Annotated in this window: 22 protein-coding genes; 16 read left to right on the forward strand and 6 right to left on the reverse strand. The window is 71.9% G+C overall.

Annotated features, from left to right (window positions below):
* Positions 1-59 precede the first annotated feature (59 nt).
* Together EDD90_RS26870 and EDD90_RS26875 are read left to right on the forward strand one after the other, a co-directional pair.
* On the forward strand, positions 60-1,472 hold the full coding sequence (locus tag EDD90_RS26870) for a hypothetical protein (protein ID WP_123975566.1): 1,413 nt from the start codon (positions 60-62) through the stop codon (positions 1,470-1,472).
* A 198-nt stretch (positions 1,473-1,670) separates the two neighbouring features.
* Complete coding sequence (locus EDD90_RS26875) at positions 1,671-2,096, forward strand: HIT family protein (protein ID WP_123975567.1); 426 nt, start codon at positions 1,671-1,673, stop codon at positions 2,094-2,096.
* Here the strand turns inward: EDD90_RS26875 and EDD90_RS26880 are convergent.
* Both EDD90_RS26880 and EDD90_RS26885 read right to left on the reverse strand, forming a co-directional pair.
* Positions 2,093-2,866, reverse strand: coding sequence for an SDR family oxidoreductase (locus EDD90_RS26880; RefSeq protein WP_123975568.1), 774 nt, complete (start codon positions 2,864-2,866; stop codon positions 2,093-2,095). The genes EDD90_RS26875 and EDD90_RS26880 overlap by 4 nt on opposite strands.
* Positions 2,867-2,977: 111 nt before the next feature.
* Positions 2,978-4,357: an aminotransferase class I/II-fold pyridoxal phosphate-dependent enzyme gene (locus tag EDD90_RS26885; RefSeq protein WP_123975569.1), complete on the reverse strand. Its 1,380-nt coding sequence runs from the start codon at positions 4,355-4,357 to the stop codon at positions 2,978-2,980.
* Positions 4,358-4,511: 154 nt separating this feature from the next.
* Between EDD90_RS26885 and EDD90_RS26890 the strand changes: the two genes are divergently transcribed.
* The 7 genes from EDD90_RS26890 to EDD90_RS26920 all read left to right on the forward strand — a co-directional run bounded on the left by EDD90_RS26890 (position 4,512) and on the right by EDD90_RS26920 (position 12,572).
* Positions 4,512-5,000 (forward strand): MarR family winged helix-turn-helix transcriptional regulator, encoded by a 489-nt coding sequence (locus EDD90_RS26890; RefSeq protein ID WP_123975570.1) that lies wholly within the window; start codon positions 4,512-4,514, stop codon positions 4,998-5,000.
* 67 nt (positions 5,001-5,067) lie between these two features.
* Positions 5,068-6,183, forward strand: coding sequence for a sugar ABC transporter substrate-binding protein (locus tag EDD90_RS26895; RefSeq protein ID WP_123975571.1), 1,116 nt, complete (start codon positions 5,068-5,070; stop codon positions 6,181-6,183).
* Positions 6,184-6,213: 30 nt separating this feature from the next.
* Positions 6,214-6,990 carry an ATP-binding cassette domain-containing protein gene (locus EDD90_RS26900; RefSeq protein ID WP_260328082.1) on the forward strand — a complete coding sequence of 259 codons (777 nt, stop codon included), beginning with the start codon at positions 6,214-6,216 and terminating at the stop codon, positions 6,988-6,990.
* Complete coding sequence (locus tag EDD90_RS26905) at positions 6,981-8,192, forward strand: sugar ABC transporter permease (protein ID WP_123975572.1); 1,212 nt, start codon at positions 6,981-6,983, stop codon at positions 8,190-8,192. Before EDD90_RS26900 ends, EDD90_RS26905 begins: the two co-directional genes overlap by 10 nt.
* 145 nt (positions 8,193-8,337) lie before the next feature.
* Positions 8,338-8,985, forward strand: a complete 648-nt coding sequence (locus EDD90_RS26910; protein WP_123981686.1) for an RNA polymerase sigma factor — start codon at positions 8,338-8,340, stop codon at positions 8,983-8,985.
* Complete coding sequence (locus tag EDD90_RS26915; protein WP_123975573.1) at positions 8,982-10,073, forward strand: CU044_5270 family protein; 1,092 nt, start codon at positions 8,982-8,984, stop codon at positions 10,071-10,073. Before EDD90_RS26910 ends, EDD90_RS26915 begins: the two co-directional genes overlap by 4 nt.
* Positions 10,074-10,175: 102 nt before the next feature.
* Positions 10,176-12,572: a SpoIIE family protein phosphatase gene (locus tag EDD90_RS26920; RefSeq protein ID WP_123975574.1), complete on the forward strand. Its 2,397-nt coding sequence runs from the start codon at positions 10,176-10,178 to the stop codon at positions 12,570-12,572.
* A gap of 1 nt (position 12,573) precedes the next feature.
* Here EDD90_RS26920 and EDD90_RS55640 read toward each other — a convergent pair whose 3' ends face one another.
* On the reverse strand, positions 12,574-12,738 hold the full coding sequence (locus EDD90_RS55640; protein ID WP_185149233.1) for a hypothetical protein: 165 nt from the start codon (positions 12,736-12,738) through the stop codon (positions 12,574-12,576).
* Positions 12,739-12,987: 249 nt separating this feature from the next.
* Here EDD90_RS55640 and EDD90_RS26925 point away from each other — a divergent pair, with 249 nt between their 5' ends.
* Together EDD90_RS26925 and EDD90_RS26930 are read left to right on the forward strand one after the other, a co-directional pair.
* Entirely contained in the window at positions 12,988-13,299 is a 312-nt protein-coding gene (locus EDD90_RS26925; RefSeq protein ID WP_123975575.1) for a hypothetical protein, read from the forward strand.
* Between the two features lie 31 nt (positions 13,300-13,330).
* A complete protein-coding gene (locus tag EDD90_RS26930; RefSeq protein ID WP_123975576.1) occupies positions 13,331-13,510 on the forward strand; it encodes a hypothetical protein in 180 nt (59 codons plus the stop codon).
* 168 nt (positions 13,511-13,678) lie between these two features.
* Here EDD90_RS26930 and EDD90_RS26940 read toward each other — a convergent pair whose 3' ends face one another.
* From EDD90_RS26940 to EDD90_RS26945, 3 genes are read right to left on the reverse strand one after another with little or no spacing between them, the layout of a single operon-like run.
* Entirely contained in the window at positions 13,679-14,821 is a 1,143-nt protein-coding gene (locus EDD90_RS26940; protein WP_123981688.1) for an MFS transporter, read from the reverse strand.
* A gap of 38 nt (positions 14,822-14,859) precedes the next feature.
* Positions 14,860-15,030 carry a hypothetical protein gene (locus tag EDD90_RS55645; protein ID WP_185149234.1) on the reverse strand — a complete coding sequence of 57 codons (171 nt, stop codon included), beginning with the start codon at positions 15,028-15,030 and terminating at the stop codon, positions 14,860-14,862.
* A gap of 43 nt (positions 15,031-15,073) precedes the next feature.
* Positions 15,074-15,910 carry an undecaprenyl-diphosphate phosphatase gene (locus EDD90_RS26945; RefSeq protein ID WP_123975577.1) on the reverse strand — a complete coding sequence of 279 codons (837 nt, stop codon included), beginning with the start codon at positions 15,908-15,910 and terminating at the stop codon, positions 15,074-15,076.
* 98 nt (positions 15,911-16,008) lie between these two features.
* Between EDD90_RS26945 and EDD90_RS26950 the strand changes: the two genes are divergently transcribed.
* The 5 genes from EDD90_RS26950 to EDD90_RS26970 all read left to right on the forward strand — a co-directional run bounded on the left by EDD90_RS26950 (position 16,009) and on the right by EDD90_RS26970 (position 20,343).
* Complete coding sequence (locus tag EDD90_RS26950; protein ID WP_123975578.1) at positions 16,009-16,386, forward strand: BlaI/MecI/CopY family transcriptional regulator; 378 nt, start codon at positions 16,009-16,011, stop codon at positions 16,384-16,386.
* Positions 16,387-16,408: 22 nt separating this feature from the next.
* The gene (locus tag EDD90_RS26955) at positions 16,409-17,359 is read left to right on the forward strand and encodes a M56 family metallopeptidase (RefSeq protein ID WP_123975579.1); all 951 of its coding nucleotides are present in this window, start codon (positions 16,409-16,411) and stop codon (positions 17,357-17,359) included.
* Positions 17,360-17,461: 102 nt separating this feature from the next.
* A complete protein-coding gene (locus tag EDD90_RS26960; protein ID WP_123975580.1) occupies positions 17,462-18,697 on the forward strand; it encodes a permease in 1,236 nt (411 codons plus the stop codon).
* A 169-nt stretch (positions 18,698-18,866) separates the two neighbouring features.
* Complete coding sequence (locus tag EDD90_RS26965) at positions 18,867-19,307, forward strand: hypothetical protein (RefSeq protein ID WP_123975581.1); 441 nt, start codon at positions 18,867-18,869, stop codon at positions 19,305-19,307.
* A gap of 106 nt (positions 19,308-19,413) precedes the next feature.
* Positions 19,414-20,343 (forward strand): hypothetical protein, encoded by a 930-nt coding sequence (locus tag EDD90_RS26970; protein ID WP_123975582.1) that lies wholly within the window; start codon positions 19,414-19,416, stop codon positions 20,341-20,343.
* Positions 20,344-20,348: the final 5 nt, after the last annotated feature.

Below are 20,348 nucleotides of genomic sequence, written 5' to 3' on the forward strand. Positions count from 1 at the left end.
GCCCGTACACCAGTGCGCATCGAGCCACCGGCTTCGGGCATCCAAACGGGAGGGACCACTTGACCACACCCTTCGGCACACGCACCCGCACTCACACCCGCACTCTCACCCGCGCACGTGCCGTCCTCGCGGTCCTCGGCACCCTGGGACTGGCGCTGGCCGCCGCCGCGGCACCCGCGAGCGCGGCCGGCCCGACGCCCGTCACGCCCACTCAGCTGTTCAACGCCTACCAGAACTGCTCGACCGACGCGGACCGGCCCACGTACGTCTGGGCCGGTACCGGCCTTGTCGTCGAGGGCATCCCCGCGACCACCGACGCCACCGACAACCCCTCGCTCACCGTGCGGTACCAGGTCTGGCCGGTCGCCGACCCGACGCAGACCACGACGGTCACCCGCATCGGCTCCGTCTCCGGTTTCGAGGCCCCCTCCAGCCTGCCCGCGGACGCCCTCGCCGACGGGCACACCTACGCGTGGCAGGCCCAGACCGTGGCCGGGGGAACGCCCTCGGACTGGTCGGCGCCCTGCTACGTCACGATCGACAACACCCGCCCGGCGAAGGCCCCCACCGTCTCCTCGCCGAACTACCCGCCGGACACCTGGAACCAGGGCGGCGAACCGGTCGAGTTCAAGCTCGACGCCGACGGCGACAAGGACGTCACCGGCTTCGAGTTCTCCTGGCAGCAGGCCCTCCCGGTCATCGGCACGAACATCGGCGACCACGGCATCCCGCAGCCCCAGGACCCGTACGCGGACACGAGATACTTCGCGCGCGCCGACGCCCCCGGCGGTTCGGCCACGATCCACCTCGTCCCGCCGACCGGCTCCGGTCCGATGACCCTGTGGGTACGCAGCCTGGACCGGGCGTACAACGGATCCGAGGACACCGAATACATGTTCCTCGTCCGTTCCACGGCGCCCACCGTCACCCCGGACAACCCGTCCCCCGGGTTCGGCGACACGGTCACGTTCACGCTCCGGCCCGACCCGGGCGTCCAGGCGGTCAGCCCGGTCGTCGGCTACTCGGTGAAGACGCTCGACGGCAGCACCGTCGACGTCGCGGCCGGGGCGGACGGCACCGCCCGGGCCGACCTCACGCTGGACGGCATCGCCGGCGAGCGCGTCGACGTGACCAGCAAGAGCGCGAACGGCTGGGTGAGCGACGCGGGGTCCTGGAGCATCGGCTACGACACCACTCCCACAATCACCTCGGACGTCTACCCGGAGAACGGCTCGGGCGGCGGCGCGGGTGTCCCCGGCACCTTCACGTTCACGCCGAAGGCGAAGGGTGTGGCGAGCTACACGTACTCCTTCAACGGCGACCCGGAGGCCACGGTCGACGCGGGAGCCGACCACACGGCGAGCATCGACTGGACCCCGCCGGCCGCAGGCGACTACTGCGCCACGGTCTACGCGACGAGCGCCTCCGGCATCCAACTGCAGCCGTACTACTACTGTTTCACGGTGAACTGACACCACCGACAGTCACGCCCGAGCCCGCCCGGGCCCGTCGGAACCGCCGGCGGGCCCGGGCGCCGGTGCGCTTCTTCTTCGCCGCTGCGTCCGTCGCCCCCGACGACGGCAGCAATCGACGACGGCAGCACTCGACGACGGCAGCACTCGACGGAACTCACCTGGTGAGCCTCACTCGTTGAGGGGATACTCGCCCTCATGCCCACGCTCTTTTCCCGGATCCTCGCCGGTGAACTGCCCGCCCGGTTCGTCTGGCAGGACCCCGAGGTCGCCGCGTTCCTCAGCATCGCCCCGCTGACCCCCGGCCACACGCTGGTGGTGCCCCGGCGGGAGGTGGACCAGTGGACCGACGCGGACGGTGAACTGCTGGCCCGCTGTGTCACCGTGGCGCAGGCGATCGGCCGCGGGGTGCGGCGCGCCTGGGACGCGCCCCGGGCCGGACTGGTCATCGCCGGTTTCGAGGTGCCTCATATGCACATCCATGTCGCGCCCGCCTGGGGCATGGCCGACTTCGACTTCTCCAGGGCCGAGGTCGAGAAGGACGAGGCCGCGCTGGACGAGGCGGCGACCCGGCTGCGCACCGCGCTGCGCGAACTCGGTTTCGCGGAGAACGTGGCGGGCTAGCCGACCGAGGCCAGTCGGCGCAGTACGGCGGCGGAGACCGGTGTGGGCAGGGCCCGCAGGGTGCGCACCAGTGCCGCCGTGGGCCACGGGAAGTACGCCTGCGCCGGCTCCTTCTCCAGGGCGCGTACGACGTACCGGGCAGCCCGCTCCTGGCTGATCTGGAAGGGCTTGGGCAGGCCGTCGCCGCCGACGCGCTCGGTGGCGACGAAGCCCGGGTGGATCGTGGTGAACCGGACGCCGTGCGGCGCGAGTTCGATGCGCGCGGTGTCGACGAGGGTGCGCACGGCCGCCTTCGCCGCCGAGTACGGCCCCTGCCGGGGGATGCCCATCAGCCCGGCCAGGGAGTTGGTGTGGGCGATCAGGCCGCCGCCGGGCTGCCCGCGCAGCTGCCCGATCAGCGGGACCAGGTAGTTGACCACCACGTCGTAGTTCAGCGCCATGATCCGCGAGACGTCCGTGACGCTCACCCGGTCCATGGCCATGTCCGGCCCCTGCCCGGCGTTGAGGAGCGCGACGTCGACGGAGCCGTACTCCGCGACGGCGGCCGCCACCACCCCGGCGGCGGCCTCGGGGTCCAGGGCGTCCGCGGGCAGGTCCAGGCAGGCGCTGCCCGCGGCCCGTATCTCCGCGGCCACGGCGGCGAGTTCGGCGGTGCGCCGGGCCGTGATGACGAACCGGTTGCCGCCGTGGGCGAGTTGCCGGGCCGCCTCGGCGCCGATGCCCGACGAGGCGCCGACGATCAGAACGGTCCGGTCGGTGATGCGTGCCATGGCGTCCCTCGGTGTCCCCCGGTTTCCCCGGTGTCCCTTCGTCCGGCGCCAGCGTAGGCCGGGCGAGCAGGCCGGCGGGCGAGGAGTGCCCGACGTGTGACCTCGGGGCGGTCAGGGACCGGGCGTCCGCCCGGCGACGACCAGTTGCTCCACCCTGCCGTGCAGGTGCTCCACATGGTCCTCCGACTCCGGCTTCATGAGGACGCTGCGCAGCACCCGGGCGCCGTCCGCGTCCGCCGTGATCTTGGGGTGGCGGGCGGCGAAGGCCTCGCGGTCCGCCCTGAGGGTGCTGAGGAAGACCGGGTCGGGGCCGGTCATGCCGTCCGTCAGGATCCGGGCGGAGGCCGCGTCGATCGCGGAGAGGGCCGCCGGGTCGGTGGCCGGGAAGTAGCTGACGATGTCGAGCTGGGGCCGCTGGTAGAGCTCCAGGTACTCGGACGCCTCGATCAGGTCCGCCCAGCGCAGCGCAGCCCGCCGCCCGGCCGCCAGGACCTGGCCGAGGCCCTCGGGGGTGGGCGGGAGAAGCCGGAAGGTGAGCCACAGGGCGGCCGCGGCGGCGCCGGCCCGGGAGCACTCCAGGCTGATCTCGCCCAGGTGGAGCTCGGTGGAGGTGAAGTAGGTGTACGGCGAGTCGTGCAGGTAGAAGCGGCCCACCTCGGGGTCGCGGAAGAGGACGGCTCCGCAGCCGTACGGCTGGAGTCCGTGCTTGTGCGGGTCGACGACGATCGAGTCGGCCCGGGCGAGGGCCCGCCAGGGCTCGGGCGGCAGCCCCTCGGGGCCGTCGGCGCCGGCGAGGAGCGTGAAGAAGCCGCCGTAGGCCGCGTCGACGTGGACGCGGACGCCGTACCGCTCGGCGAGCGGCAGGATCTCGTGGACGGGGTCGACGGCGCCCAGTCCGGTGGTGCCGGTGGTGAGGACGACGGTGCCCACGTCACCGGTCTCCAGCACCTCCGCCAGCGCGTCGGGGTCCATCCGGCCCTGGCCGTCGGTGCGGACGGGGTGGCTCGTCATGCCCAGGACGTGGCACATCCGGCCGTGGGTGTAGTGGGCGTCGGCGCTGTGCGCGATGCCCCGGCCGGGGTGCAGCTCACGGGCGACGAAGAGGGCTTCGAGGTTGGCGATCGTGCCGCTGGTGGTGAGGTGGCCGAGGTGGCTGTCGTACCCGAACATCGCGGCGAGCCGGGCCACGGCCTCGCGTTCCATCGCGGCCGTGGCGGGGCCGCCGTCCAAGGCGTGGTTGTTGGGGTTGATGAGCATCGCGGTGAGGTGGCCGACCACCGCGGCGGGGTGCGGGGGCTTGAGCATCTGGCCCGCGTAGTGCGGATGGAAGAAGGGGTAGTTGTCCTTCAGCCGGTCCGTGAACTCCTCGAAGACCGGTGCGAAGCGGTCGTCGGTCACGTCGAGGGACGGGTGCGGCCGGTAGGGGCCGAAGGTGTCGGCCCACTCCTGTATCGCGTCGGTGGCTCGGCCGAGCCAGTGCTGCAGATCCACTGGTCTTCCTCTCGCTCGCGGGTCCGTGCTCCGTGCTCCCACCGTACGATTTCATTGACTACTCAGCAATTGACTACTCAGCAATTGAGACAGCAGCAGGTGATGTGACAGTGAGTGACACCGCAGTAAGTGATCCGGCAGTAAAGTCGCCCGGATGAACGCCTCGCCCCCGCACGACGACGAAGCCGCCCGCGCCGCCAACAGCCCGCTCGTCCGCGACTTCGGGCTGCTGATCAAGTCCGCCACCCGTCTGGAGCAGCGGATCGACAGCGCGCTGCGCCGGGAGTGCGGGATCAGCCACACCATGCTGGAGGTGCTGATACGGCTCTGCCGCCGGCCCGGCGAGGAGGTCTCCCAGCGGCAGCTGGCCGACGACCTCACGCTCACCAGCAGCGGCACCACCCGGCTGATCGACCGTATGGAGGAGGCCGGACTGGTCCGCCGTGTCCCGTCGCCCGGGGACCGTCGGGTGGCCCTGGTGGAACCGACCGACAAGGGGCGTACGGCGTTCCTGGGCGCGGCGGCCGTCCATGCCCGGGTGGTGGAGGAGTTCTTCGTCAGACCGCTGTCGGCCGGCGACTACGCACAGCTGACCGGCGCGCTGTCCGCGATCGACCGGGCACTTCGCGACGAGACCCGGTGACGGCTTGACTACCCTGATATCGGACAACCGCCGATAAAAGCCTGTAATCGACCCTAAGGAACCGGTCATGGGTCTCACTGTCGGGCTTCCGGGCGGGAAGCGCGGATCCCTCGCCCATGCATGGGTGGCGGCCGCGGTCGGTGCCGGGCTGGCGCTGAGCGCGGCCTGCGGCGGGGGCGGCGGGAGTGGGAGCGGGAGCGACCACCTCAGCGTCGGTGTGCTGCTGCCGGGCGGCGGGGCCTCGCGGTTCGGGCAGTTCGACCGGCCGCTCATCGAGCAGCGGCTGAAGCAGCTGTGCCCGCACTGCCCGGCCCCGATCGTCGCCGCCACCCCCGACGCGGACGTCCAGCAACAACAGCTCACCGCCCTGATCACCCGGGGCGTGGACGTCCTGATCCTCGCCGCCATCGACCCCGAGTCGCTGCGCTCGTCCGTCGAGGCCGCGCACCGGGCCGGCATCCCGGTCGTCGCCTACGACCGGCTCGCACAGGGCCCGGTCTCCGGGTACGTCACCTTCGACGGCGCGACCGTCGGCAGGCTCCAGGGCGAGGCGCTGCTGAAGGCGATGGGCCCGAAGGCGCACGGCGGCCAGATCGTCATGATGAACGGCGCCGCGAACGACCCGAACGCCGGCTGGTTCAAACGCGGGGCGCTCTCGGTCCTCGACGGCAAGGTGCGGATCGGCAAGTCCTACGACACCGCTGGCTGGCGGCCGGAGAACGCCTACACCAACATGGCCGGCGCCATCGCCGCCCTGGGCGCGGGCCGTATCGACGGCGTCCTGGCCGCCAACGACAGTCTCGCCGGTGCCGTGATCTCCGCGTTCGACGCGAGCGCGGTCCGGCCGGTGCCCCCGGTCACCGGCCAGGACGCCGACCTGGTGGCCGTGCAGCGCATCGTCGCGGGCCGGCAGTACATGACCGTCTACAAGTCCTACCGGGCCGAGGCGGACGCGGCCGCCGAGATGGCCGTGGCTCTGGGGCGCGGCGAGCCGGCCGGGTCCGTCGCCACCGGCACCGTCGACAGTGTGACGACGAAGAAGATCCCCTCGGTTCTGCTGCCGTCGTACTCGGTGACGGTCGGCACGATCAAGGACACTCTGGTAAAGGACGGTATATACACCATCGACCAGATATGCACCCCGAAACTCCGGTCCGCCTGCGACAGGGCCGGACTCACCTGACACCCCGACGGCGGGGAAGGAGGTCGCCCCGTGGTTCAGCCCCTGTTGGCGCTGCGCGGTGTCTCCAAGCGTTTCGCCGCCGTCCAGGCGCTGGTGGACGTCGACCTGGAGATCCGGGCCGGGGAGGTGGTCGCCCTGGTCGGTGCCAACGCCGCCGGCAAGTCCACGCTGGTCAAGGTGATCTCGGGCGTCGTCGTCCCCGAAAGGGGTGTCATCGAGTGGGAGGGCCGCCCGGTCCAGATCAAACGCCCCCACGACGCCCGGGACCTCGGCATCGCGACCGTCTACCAGGACCTGTCGATGTGCGGGAACCTCGACGTCGTCGGCAATCTCTTCCTCGGCCGGGAGATCCACCGGTTCGGCATCCTCGACGAGGTCGAGATGGAGCGCCGGGCCCGCGAGCTGCTGCGGACCCTGCCCATCCACATCCCCGACGTACGGGCGCCGCTCGCCACGCTGACCGGTGGCCAGCGGCAGGTCGTCGCGATCACCCGCTCCTTCCTCAGCGCCCCCCGGCTGCTGCTCCTCGACGAGCCCACCGCCTCCCTGGGCCTCGAACAGACCAACCAGCTCCTCGACCTGATCGAGGAGATCCGCGACCGGGGCACCGGGGTACTCCTGATCAGCCACAACATGGGCGACATCAAGGCCGTCGCCGACCGGGTCGCGGTGCTGCGCCTGGGCCGCAACAACGGGGTCTTCAAGGTCGGCACCACCTCCCAGGAGGAGATCATCGCCTCCATCACCGGCGCGGCCGACCACGCCAGACGGCATCCCCCGGCCGGCTCGGAGGAGACATGGCCGTGAGGGGGCGGCGGTACGGCGAACGGCTCAAGGAGCGCGCGGGCGCGGCGCGCCACAGACTGCACGAGGGCGGCCTCGGCCCGGCCCCGGTCCTGCTGACCGTCGCCGTGATCTGGGCGGTCTTCCAGGCGCTCAACGCCAACTTCCTCTCGCCGCGCAACCTGTCCGTGCTGAGCGTGGACATCGTCGGCACCGGAATCGTCGCCGTCGGTGTCGTCTTCGTGCTGGTCATCGGCGAGCTCGACCTGTCGGTGGGCTCGCTGGCCGGTCTGTCGGGCGCCCTGTTCGCGACGCTGAACGTGAACCACGGGATGCCGGAGTGGCTCGCCGTGCTGGTGGCGGTGGCGGCGGGCGCGGCCGCCGGGGCCTTCCACGGGTTCGTGTTCACCAGGACCGGGGTCCCCGCGTTCGTCATCACCCTCGCGGGGCTGCTGGCCTGGAACGGGCTGATGCTCTACCTGCTGGGCCCGGAGGGCACCATCAGTTTCAGCGGCGACGGTCTGGTCGCCATGCTGACCGCCCGCCACTTCGGCGTCCCCGTCGCCGGCTACGGCGTGGCGGCGCTCGGCACGGCCGCGTACCTGGCCGTCTCCTTCCACGACCGCGCCCGCCGCGGCGCCACCGGCATGCCGTGCCGCCCGGCGGCCGGGATCTGGGTCCGTACGGCTCTGCTCACCGTGGTGACGTTCGCGACCGTCCACGTACTGGGCCGCTTCGAGGGCGTCCCGCTCGCGCTCCTGGTCTTCCTCGCCGTCCTCGTCGCCTCCGACCTGCTCCTGCGCCGCACCACCTACGGCAGGCGGGTCCTCGCCCTGGGCGGCGGCGCGGAGGCCGCGCTGCGGGCCGGGGTCGGGGTGGCGTGGGTACAGGTCTCGGTGTTCCTGGTGTCGGGCGCGCTGGCCGCGGTCGGCGGTCTGTTCTTCGCCTCCCGGCTCACCTCCGCGACCCAGGTGCCGGGCTCCGGCATGCTGCTGATCAACGCGATCGCCGCCGCCGTCATCGGCGGCACCAGCCTCTTCGGCGGCCGCGGCTCGACCTGGTCGGCCCTGCTGGGGGTGCTGGTCATCCAGTCGATCGCGTCGGGCATGGCCCTGCTCGGCGTCCAGCCCGCCGTCCAGTTCATGATCACCGGCGGGGTGCTGCTGATCGCGGTGGTCTTCGACGCCCTGACCCGACGGGCGGCCGTCTCCCACGGGCGGGCTTAGGCCCTGCCAGCGGCGCGTGCCGCAGACTCGGAGGGCGGGCCCCTCGGTGAGCGAGGGGGAGGGCTCAGCAGAGGGAGTCGGGTGTGACCCAAGTCACTAGAAGTCGGTGTGGGGTGCCGGACAGCTCATTGACGTGAGCACACATATGCGTACCCGGGTGCGGGCCGGGGATCCGAGCGCGTTCGCCGAGCTGTTCGACAGTTACGCCAACGCCGTCTACAACCACGCCTTCCGGCTCACCGCCGACTGGTCGGTCGCCGAGGACGTGATGGCGGCCGCCTTCCTGGAGGCATGGCGGCTGCGCGAACGGGTCGACCCCGAGGGCGGTTCGCTCCGGCCGTGGCTGCTGGGCATCGCCACCAACACCGCCCGCAACCAGTACCGGAGCAACAGGCGCTACCGAGCCGCCGTGGACGCCGCCGCGGCCGCCGAGCTGTCGGTGCCCGACCACGCGGACGAGGTGGCCGACCGCATCGACGGCCGGCACCGCCTCGCCACGGCCCTCACCGCCCTCGCCAGGCTGCGCAGACCGGAGCGCGAGGTCGTCACGCTCTGCCTGGGCGAGGGCCTGGACTACGAGGCCGCAGCGAAGGCGCTCGGCATCCCCGTCGGCACGGTCGCCTCCCGGCTCTCCCGCGCCCGCAGAAAGCTGCGAGACCTCACCGGTACGCCGCCGGCCGACGGCGCGCCGCCGAAAAAAGTTCGCGGTCATCGGGAAGGCACCGGCCTCCCCCGACAGACAAGAGGTGATCACACCCATGTGATCCGGCCCGCACAGGAAGGAAAACGATGACCGCGAACACCTCCCGGAACCGCCCGGCCGAGGAGGACGGCAGCGCCGAGCTGCTGTCCGGCACGGCGCGGGACCTGCCACCGGGCCGCCACCAGTTCCACAAGGAGCGACTGATGGCCCAGATCCACGACCTGCAGCAGGCGGAGCACACGGCGGCGGCCCCCATGCGGGAGCGGCGCCGCCGGCTCCTCCGCCCGGCGATCGCGCTGCCCCTGACGGCGGTGGCGCTGGCGGCCGCGGTCGTCGTCGGACTGACCCGGTCCGACGACGGCAACGGGGTGCGGGACTACAGCCCGGCCCTCACCACCACCATCGGCGCGGCGAGCAGCAAGGGCGTGCCCCAGCTGCTCGACCAGATCTCGCTTGCGGCCGCCAGGTCCTCGTCCTCCCGCCCGGACGTCGAGCCCGGCCAGTACATCTACATCAAGTCCGAGTCGGCCGACTCCTACGTCAGCAACACCGACTCCGGGACCTCCCTGGCCGGCCACCCGCTGCACACCCGGCAGACCTGGATGTCCCCGGACGGCACCAAGGGCTGGCTGATCGACCCTGCCGTCAACAAGAGCCCCGAGGGCGAGACCCTGTCCCTCCCCGACGAGCAGGGCAACACCCCGAAGCCGTCCCTGAACGGCCCGTCGTACGACTACCTCACCAAGCTCACCACCGACCCCGACAAGCTGCTGGCCAAGATCTACGCGGAGACGAAGGGTCAGGGGAACTCCCCCGACCAGGAGGCGTTCAGCACCATCGGCGACCTGCTCGTCGAGAGCTACCCGCCGGCGGAGCTGTACCCGGCGCTGTTCAAGGCCGCCGAGAAGATCCCCGGTGTCGTCGTGGTCGACGACGCGACCGACGCGGCGGGCCGGCACGGTGTCGCGGTGGCCCGGCTCGACGAGACCAGCGGGGAGCGCGACGAGTGGATCTTCGACAGCAAGAGCCATGTGTTCCTCGGCGTGCGCACGGTCCAGGTCCGCAAGGACAGCGAGGACGGCGCCCTGATCCCCCCCGGCACCATCCTCTTCACCAACGCCATCCTCGAGCGCACCGTCGTGGACGGCATCAGGCAGACGCCCTCGGCGAAGTCCTGAGCGGTGTGCTTCGCGCGCTGCTCCCCGGCCGCCGGTTGAGCGGGGCGGGGCACGGCGCGATCCTGGAAAGCGGGTGCGGGTAGCCGGACAGGCGGAGGCACCATGCAGGGACGCGTACCGGAGGACCTGGCGGTCGTCGTCGACACCGGCGGGGCGATCCTGGTGTGGAGTGCCGGTGCCCGGCGGCTGCTCGGTTACGAGCCCGCCGAGGTCGTCGGCCGCCCCGCCCGGACCCTGCTCGCCACCGACCTGCCCGCCTCCGCCCGCCGCCACCTGGCCGATGGGCACCGGTGGTCCAGCGAGGTGGCGCTGCGACATCGCAACGGCGACCGGGTCGTCGTACAGCTGCAGGGAATCCCGCTGGCCGACGCGGGCGGCGGGTCGCTCTGGCTGGTGACCGGGGCCGCGCAGGCGCCCCTGTCCGGGCGCCGCCAGCCCGGGGCGGCGGCCCTGTGGGACCTCACCCTCGCGCAGCTGCCCATGCCGGTGGCGATCTACGACCGCGAGGGCCGGTTCGTGGCCGCCAACGAGGTCATGACCCGGATCATGGGCCTGCCCGTGGAGGAGATGCGGGGTCTGACCCTGCCGGAGATCGAGCCCAACCCGCCCTTCGACGAGTACGACCGCCTCCAGCGGCAGGTCCTGCGGACCGGGGAGAGGGTCTTCCACGAGCAGCACGGCAAGGCGCCCGGTGAGACCCGGGAGCACTCCTGGTCGATGTACTTCTCCCCGCTGAGGGACGAGACCGGCGCGGTGCAGGGCCTGTCCGCGGTCGTCTTCGACACCACGGAGCAGTACTGGGCCCGCCGCCACCTGGCCGTTCTCAACGACGCCAGCATGCGCATCGGCACCACCCTGGACGTGGTCCGGACCGCCGAGGAGCTCGCCGAGGTGGCCGTCGGCGGGTTCGCGGACTATGTCACCGTCGACCTCCTGGAGTCCGTCGCCCTCGGAGACGAGCCGCGACCGATACCGCCGAACCAGCCGGTCACCGTGAGCCGTACGGCACAGCGGTCGATCCTGGAGGGCTGCCCGGAGGCGGCGTTCGCCCCCGGCGACCCCGTCCTCTACCCGGTCGGCACACCGCCCCAGCGGGCACTGGTGGCCGGCCGGGCCGCCCGGCACACCCCGGGCGACCCCGGGATGCGGGAGTGGATCACCGCCACCCAGGCCCGCGCCGACTCCGTCGCCCGGTACATGATCCACGCGGTGATGCTGGTGCCGTTGCGCGCCCGCGGCGTCACCCTCGGCCTGGTGCACTTCCTCAGACACCGCACGCCCGAGTCGTTCAGCGAGGACGACCAGCGGCTCGCGGAGGAGATCGTCGCCAGGGCCGCGGTCAGCGTGGACAACGCCCGCCGCTACACCCGTGAGCGCCGTACCGCCCTGGCCCTCCAGCGCAGTCTCCTGCCGGGCCGTCCGCCCGGCCTGGCGGCGACCGAGGTGGCCTACCGCTACCTGCCCACCGGTGCCGGCGGGGAGGTCGGGGGCGACTGGTTCGACGTGATCCCGCTGTCCGGAGCCCGGGTCGCCCTGGTCGTCGGGGACGTCGTCGGCCACGGCATCCGCGCCTCGGCGACGATGGGCCGCCTCCGCACGGCGGTACGGACACTGGCGGACGTCGACCTGGCCCCCGACGAGCTGCTCACCCAGCTGGACGACCTGGTCATCCGACTCGACCGGGAGGAGGGTCCGGAGGTACGCGGCCCGGTGGTGGAACCGTCCGGCGAGGTCGGCGCGACCTGCCTCTACGCCATCTACGACCCGGTGACCCGCCGCTGCGCGATGGCCCGCGCCGGCCATCCGCCGCCCGCTCTGGTCACCCCCGACGGCGATGTCCGCTTCCTCGACCTCCCGGCCGGCCCGCCCCTCGGCCTCGGCGGTCTCCCCTTCGAGTCCGCCGAGGTGGAACTGCCGGAGGGCAGTCTGCTCGCCCTCTACACGGACGGCCTGGTGGAGACGGCGGACCACGACATCGAGGTGGGCCTGGACCTGCTCCGCCAAGCCCTCGCGGGCCCGCCCATGCCCCTGGAGGAGATGTGCGACCAGGTGCTGCACACGGTCCTCACCGACCGGCCGGCCGACGACATCGCCCTTCTGCTCGCCCGCACGTCTGCCCTCGACACCTCGCAGGTCCGCACCTGGCAGCTCCCCCAGCACCCGGCCGCGGTCGCCGGGGCCCGCAAGATGGCGTGCCACCAGCTGGAGGCCTGGGGTCTGACGGACGCGGCCTTCGGCACGGAACTGATCGTCAGCGAGCTGGTCACGAACGCCGTCCGCTACGGCGACGGCCCCATCTCCCTGCGCCTCATCCGCGACGCCTCCCTCATCTGCGAGGTCTCCGACGGCAGCAGTACGGCCCCGCATCTGCGCCGGGCCCGTGTCTACGACGAGGGCGGCCGGGGCCTGCTCCTGGTGGCCCAGATCTCGGAACGCTGGGGCAGCCGCCAGACACCCACCGGCAAGACCATCTGGGCGGAGCAGCCCTTGCCCACATGACTCAGTGAGCGAGCGGCCGGTCGAGCGGCCGGTCCGGCCGCAGCGTGTCGATCACGGCGGCCACGACAGCGCCGGCGACGAAGCTCCCCACCATCACCAGCGCCACCCCGACCATGAACAGCCCGCTACGCGCCCGGATGGAAGCATCGGGGTGACGACTCGTCAAGTTCGTGGGACGGTTCGACGGACTGCACGGCCGCGGACTCGTCTTTTGCCCGGAAACGGTTGCACAAGGCTCCGGCGGCCGCCGGGCCTGCACCCTCCATGTACCGCCCCGGCCGAACATTTCGGCAAGTGCGCGAATAGGCGGGCATAAACAGGGCAGCGGGAATTGAGGTGTAACACGGACGCTGCCGCCGTACGCAGAAAGTCCGAGAAGGAGAGACACCCGGTTCGCCGACAGAACGGAATTGCCGTGAGCAACACAGAGCCCATTCACATTCACCGCCAGGACGGCGGCCGTCGGGCCTCACTGACGGTCTGCACGATCGTCGACACCGCCGCCGGCCTGCTGGTCCTGTGGATCCTGCTGTATCTGCTCGACGCGAATCGGGTGAACATATTCGTGAAGTTCGTGCATGGCACGGCGGACTGGCTCGCCTGGTGGTCACAGGACATTTTCACGATGGACACAGAAGGATTGCGGGTCATTCTCAATTACGGACTTCCCGCGGTTCTGTATGTGCTGATCGGCCACGGAATCGCCGCCCGTCTCAACCGGGCCTGACGGTCCGACGGCCTGACACGGAGGAGCGACAGTGGCACCGGACACCACCGAACCCGGCCGACTGCCCATCTACGAGGACCTGGTGCGTGAACGCGGTGACGTCGTCGCGGAGGCCCGGCTGGCGGCGGCCCACACACAGCACCGGGCGGCGGAACTGCTGGGCGGGCAGTACGTGTTCGGCGATCCGGTGCGCCATCCGCCCGCCCACTGAAGCGGAAGCGGTGGGTTCATCCGACTGCGGGATCGTCCGTCCCGTGACCGCTCCCGCCAGCCCGTCCCCGGGCGGTTCCCCCGCCGGACCCACCGCCAAGTCCCCCGGTTTCGCAGGTGAGTTCAAGGACGCCATCACCTTCCGGGCCTTCGGGCTCGCGCTCGGCGGCTACGCGGTGGGCGGCACCCTGCGGCGGTGCAGCAGCCCGAGGAGCGGGCCGGTGGCGATGAGCACGGCGAGGGCCGCGTAGCCATGCGTGAGGGTGGTGGCGGTCGCAACGCCCGCGACCAGCAACGGGCCGCCCGCGTCCCCGAGTTCACGGCCGAGTTCGGCGGCGCCCATGGTCTGGCCGAAGCGTTCCGGCGGGGTCGCCGAGGCCAGGGCCGCGAAGCCGAGAGGAGTGATCAGGCCGGTGCCGGCGCCGGTCAGGACGGCGGCGGTGAGAATGCCGGCCAGACCGGGCAGCATGGCGCAGGCGAGCCCGGCCGCGGTGAGCAGCAGTCCGGCGGTGAGGCCGGTGCGGGTCGTCAGGCGTCCCTCGTCCAGCGCGCGTCCGGCACGCGGCTGGACCAGCGCGGCGCTCGCGGCGAGCAGCGACACCGCGGCACCGGTGGCGACCGTGCCGAGCCCCGCCGTACGGCCGGAGACGGGCAGGAAGCCGACCCCGACCGACAGCGCCGCGGTGGCGGCGGCCAGCGCGGCCGTCGGGGAGAGGAAGGCCGGGTCGGCCAGCCGCCGGGCGAGGTCGAGGACCGTCTGCCTGGCCTTGGGCAGCGGCGGTACGACGGGCACGGCGACCACGGCCCACACCGCGACCACCACACCGAGCACCGCGAGGACCGCGAACAGCAGCCGCAGTCCCCCGGCCCACACCAGGACCCCGCCGAGCAGCGGGCCGAGGGTGTAGCCGACGGACTTGTAGAAGCCGTAACTCCCGAAGGCCCGGCCGTGTCTGGCGGCCGGATTGAGCCGGGCGACCAGCGCGGAAGCGGACGGGGAGAAGGCGGAGGCGGCCGCGCCCTGGCCGAGACGGGCGGCCCACAGCCAGCCGGGGCGGTCGGCGACGACGTACAGCGCGGAGGCGGCGGCGAAGGCCGCCAGACCGCCGAGCAGGACGGGACGCGCTCCGATCCGGTCGGCGAGGGTGCCGAACACCGGCTTCAGCACGACCTCGGCGCCGTCGTACAGAGCGAGCAGGCCGCCCAGCACCAGCAGGGACGTGACCGCCCCCGTGCCGTGGCCGCCGAGGTTGGCGGCGATGCCGTGCGCGCCGAAGGCGGTGGTGAAGCCCGCCGCGTACAGCGGCCACATCTGCCGGGCCGGCGCCGGTCGGGTCGTGGTCACGGAGGTCACGGGGTGCCCGCCGGAGCCTGCTTCTGGTCCTGGTCCTGGTCCTGGTCCTGGTCCTGGTCCTGGTGCAGGGTCGTGAACACCCGCTCCGCGCAGCCTCGCCGGGACCGCTCCGAGGGTGCCTTGGGCAGGAGCGCGAGCCGGCGGCCCGTCGAGTCGTCGTTCCTCATCGCATGGACGAATGTAGCAATCGTCACATTTCTCTCTGTATCGCTATGCGTTGAGCACGCCCGTGGCCAGCAGCCCGAGCAGCCCCGCCCCGATGACGATCCGGTAGATCACGAAGGCGTTGAAGGAGTGCTTGGCCACGAACTTCAGCAGCCAGGCGATGGAGGCGTAGGCGACCACGAAGGAGACGGCCGTACCCACGGCCAGCGGTACGGCCCCGACCCCGGCGCCCACCGCGTCCTTCAGTTCGTACAGGCCGGCGCCGGTCAGGGCCGGGATGCCGAGGAAGAAGGAGAGGCGGGTGGCGGCGACGCGGTCCAGGTCGAGGACGAGCGCGGTGGACATGGTGGCGCCGGAACGGGAGAAGCCCGGGAAGAGCAGGGCCAGGATCTGCGCACTTCCCACCAGCATCGCGTCCTTGAAGGTGGTGTCGTCCTCGCCGCGCTTGTGCCGGCCCATCTGATCGGCGGCCCACATCACACCGGAGCCGACTATCAGCGAAGCGGCCACCACCCACAGCGACCCCAGCGGCCCCTCGACGAGCTTCTTGGCGGCGAGGCCGACCACGACGATCGGGATGGTGGCGTAGATGACCCACCAGGCGAACTTGTAGTCGTGGTGGTGACGCTCCTCCTTGTTGGTCAGACCACGGCCCCAGGCGGAGACGATCCGCTTGATGTCCTTGAAGAAGTACACGAGCACGGCGGCGATGGCGCCGACCTGGATGACCGCGGTGAAGCCGACGACGGACGGGTCGTCGACCGGGATCTTCATCAGTCCCTCGGTGATCTTCAGATGCCCGGTGGAGGACACCGGCAGGAACTCGGTCACCCCCTCGACGACTCCGAGGACGGCGGCCTGGCCGATGCTGATAGCACTCATGGGCGGTCCAATGGCAGACTCGGGGAGCGGAGTATCTTTTACACGCACGTAAAAGGTCTACGTGACTGTAGACGGTGGTTGGGAGTACGACAAACCCCATGGCAGACGACGTACAGGCACGCGGCCCGAAACGGGCCAACGGCGTCCGCGAGGCCGAGATCCTGGGCATCCTCCAGCACGCCGACCGGGCGCTCACCCCCGGGGACGTGACAGAACGGCTCACCGACGGGCTGACGTACAACAGCGTGGTGACGATCCTCACCCGGATGCACACCAAAGGGCTGCTCACCCGCACCCCGCGGGGCCGCGCCTACGCCTACGCCCCCGTCACCGACGACGCCGGCTTCGCCGCCCGCCGGATGCGCACCGTCCTGGAGGAGCGGCCCGACCGCGAGGCCGTGCTCGCCCGCTTCGCCGACGGACTCTCCGACACGGACGCCGACCTGCTGCGCCAACTGCTCGGCCCCCAGCAGTAGAGCGGGAGCGAGGACCCTCCGGATGCGTATCGCCGTCTACATACCGTTCCTGCTCGCGGTGCTGGCCCCGCTCGGCGCCCGGCCGGTCTCCGAACGCTGCGAACCCCGCCTGGCGACCTGGCTGCTCACCGCCTCGTCCCTGGTGCTGGGCACCGCCACCACGATCTCCCTCGGTCTGCTGGCGGCCACCGGACTGATCGGCGTCCCGCAGCTCGCCGCCCTCGGCCACTGGTCGGCGACCTCCGCCCAGCGCGTCGACCCGACCGAACTGTCCGTCTCCCTCCTCGCGGGGCTGCTGCTCGGCGGCGCGGTCGTCGCCGCCGCCCGCATGCTGTGGCGCCGGGCCCGCACACTGGCCGGCGCCGCCGTCGACGCGGCCTGCATGCCCGCGCGCGACGGCCTGGTGGTGACCGAGGACGACGCCCCCGACGCCTACGCGCTGCCCGGCCTGCCCGGCCGGATCGTCGTCTCCACCGGCATGCTGCACACCCTCGACGAGACCGAGCACGGCATCCTGCTCGCCCACGAACGCGCCCATCTGACCGCCCACCACTACGCGTTCGTCGCCCTGGCCCAACTCGGCGCCGCCGCCAACCCGCTGCTGCGCCCCCTGGCGACCGGCGTCACCTACACCATCGAGCGCTGGGCCGACGAGAACGCGGCCGCCTCGACCGGCGACCGCCGACGGGTCGCCCGCACCGTCGGCAAGGTCGCCCTCGCCGCCCACCGCACCCCGGGCGCAACACGGACGGGCGCGGCGGCACTCGGCATCCTCGGCTTCCTGGGCCGGCGCGGCCCGCTCGCCAAGGCCGGCCCGGTACCGCGCCGGGTCGCCGCCCTGCTCGCCCCGCCGCTGCGCCGCCATCCCACCCTCACCTCCCTCACCGCAGCCGTCCTGGCGGCGGCGACCCTCGCCACCGCCGAGGCCACCCACGATCTCCACGTCCTACTGGCGGCCGTGGGCGCCCACTAGGGCCTCCCACGCGCCGTGGGCCACGAGCCGGGGGCCGCGCCCGGGCTGGGCCACGATCGCGAAGTCCGTACATGACACCCGCTCCGGCGGCAGACTTTGCCCATGCATGCCATCGGACACGCGCTGTCCATCGCCGGCTCGATGACCTGGGAGATCACCTGGGCCCTTGTGCTCGGGTTCACGCTGTCGGCCGTGGTACAGGCGGTGGTACGCAGGGCGACGGTCGTACGGCTGCTCGGGGACGACCGGCCGCGGACCCTCACCCTCGCGGCCGGACTCGGCGCGGCCTCCTCGTCCTGTTCCTATGCGGCCGTCGCCCTCGCCCGCTCCCTGTTCCGCAAGGGCGCGAACTTCACGGCGGCGATGGCGTTCGAGATCGCCTCGACCAACCTCGTCATCGAACTCGGAGTGATCCTGGCCCTGTTGATGGGCTGGCAGTTCACCGCCGCGGAGTTCGTCGGCGGCCCGATCATGATCGTCGTACTCGCCGTGCTGTTCCGGCTCCTGCTGCGCGAGCGGCTGTTGCGGCAGGCGCGGGAGCAGGCGGACCGGGGGCTCGCCGGGTCCATGGAGGGGCACGCGGCGATGGACATGTCCGTGCGCGGCGAGGGCGGTTTCGTGCGACGGCTGCTCTCCCGTGACGGCTTCACCTCCGTTTCGCACATCTTCGTCATGGAGTGGGCGGCGATCCTGCGCGACCTGGTGGCCGGGCTGCTGATCGCGGGCGCGATCGCCGCCTGGGTACCGGACGAGTTCTGGCAGTCGTTCTTCCTGGCCGGCCATCCGGCCGCGGCGAAGGCGGTCGGACCGCTCATCGGCCCACTGGTGGCGATCGCGAGCTTCGTCTGCTCCATCGGCAACGTGCCCCTCGCCGTCGTCCTCTGGAAAGGCGGCATCAGCTTCGGCGGCGTGATCGCGTTCATCTTCGCGGACCTGCTGATCCTCCCCATCCTGAACATCTACCGGAAGTACTACGGGGCACGGACCGCTGTCTTCCTCCTCCTCACCTTCTACGCCGCGATGGCCGTCGCCGGCTACGTCGTCGAGTTCACCTTCGGCGGCCTCGGCCTCATCCCCGACCAGGCCGACGCGACGATCCCGGAGGAGGGCATCAGCTGGAACTACACGACCTGGCTCAACATCGCCTTCCTGCTGCTCGCCGCGGCCCTCGTCGTACGCTTCCTGCGCACCGGAGGCCCGGCGATGCTCCGGATGATGGGCGGGACACCCGATTCCTCCGAGCACGACGAGCACGGCGAGCACTCCGGCGACGGGGAGCACTCCGAACACGGTGGGCACGGCGGGCACTCCGGGCAGGGCGGGCACGTGGAGCACTGAGTCCGCAGTCGGGGCGGTCATCGCCACTGGCCCGGGCCGCCGTGGAGCCGGAGGCTGTGAGGTTTATCCCTGGGAGCTGTGCGGATTCCGGGGGGGCGGTGGGTACCCCCGCCGGGTATGGTCGTAGCCTACGGATCACGACCTCGGGCAGCCGAACGGAGGACAGGCCATGGCGGGCTTCGAGCGTATGCGCGGCCCGGGCGGCGCCCGGCTGCTCGCGCTGTGCGCGGTCCTGTTCGGCCTGTTCCTCATGCACGGCTCCCCGGCCACGGTCGTCGGCGGCTGCCACGGCGAGGTGGGCTCCACCCCTGTCGTGCGGCATATGGAGCACGGCTCCCCGATGACGGTGACGGCCGAGGTCACGCAGGTTCGCACGGACACCGTGGCGATCCAGTCCATGGACGGTATGGCCGGCCACGGCAACCTCTGCCTCGCCACTCCCGCCCAGAACAAGATCCCGCTGCCCGCCGCCCCGTTCGCCGCTCTCTTCGTCTTCGCCGCTCTCGCGGCCTGGGCGCTGTGCCGCGCCTGGAACCCCGGCGGGACCGGGCGACGCGGACCACCGGGCGGTCGGGGTCTTCTCCTCCACGTGTGCGTCGCGCGGACGTGACAGGAACCGCACCGGAACACGCCCGTTCGGGCTGTGCGCCGGTCACGGTGTCCTGCTCATCCGCGCACCACCGGTGTGGTGCGCCACCCGGAAAGACCTCACCAGCATGTTCTTCCCTGCCCGTCCCACCGTCCGCCGTCGCGCCCTCATGGCGGCCGGCACCGCGGCCGTCCTCTCCCTGACGCTCGCCGCCTGCGGCTCCTCGAACGACTCCGGCGGCTCCGCCATGCCCGGCATGAACCACGGCTCGATGTCGTCGTCGGCCTCCCCGACGAGCGACGCGATGGCCGGCATGCCCGGCATGGGCGGCACCGAGGCCGGCGGCAACGGCCTGGCCGACGCCGTGGCCGGCTACCGCCTCACCAGCCCCGACAGCACCCTGAAGGCCGGCCGGCCGGCCGCCTACCGGTTCACCGTCCACGGTCCCGACGGCAAGCCGGTGACCGGGTTCGCGCTCGACCAGACCAAGCGGATGCACTTCTACGCCGTCCGCTCCGACCTCACCGGCTTCCAGCACATCCACCCCACCATGGCCTCCGACGGCACCTGGACCGCCGACCTGTCCGCCCTGACGGCCGGCTCCTGGCGGATGTTCGCCTCGTTCACCCCGGACAGCGGGAGCGGCAAGGGCAAGGACTTCGTGCTGAGCCGGACCGTCACCGTCCCCGGCAAGGCCACCCGTACGCCGCTGCCCGCCGCGACGAACAGCACCACGGCCGACGGCTACACCGTCACCGTGAAGGGCGAGCCCATGGCCGGCATGGCGCACCCGCTGACCGTCCGCATCACCAAGGACGACAAGCCCGTCACCGACCTGCAGCCCTACCTGGACACCTACGCCCATCTGACCGCCTTCCACGAGGGCGACTCCGCCTTCGCCCATCTCCACCCCACCACCAAGGTCGACGGCGACCACGGCGGACCGGACCTGTCCTTCCACGCCGAACTCCCCACCTCTGGCAACTGGCGTCTGTTCCTGCAGTTCCAGACCGGCGGCACCCTTCACACCGCCGCCCTGACCCTGCGCGTCGGCTGACCCAG

The organism is Streptomyces sp. Ag109_O5-1 (genome assembly GCF_003814875.1).
GTDB classification, from domain to species: domain Bacteria; phylum Actinomycetota; class Actinomycetes; order Streptomycetales; family Streptomycetaceae; genus Streptomyces; species Streptomyces sasae.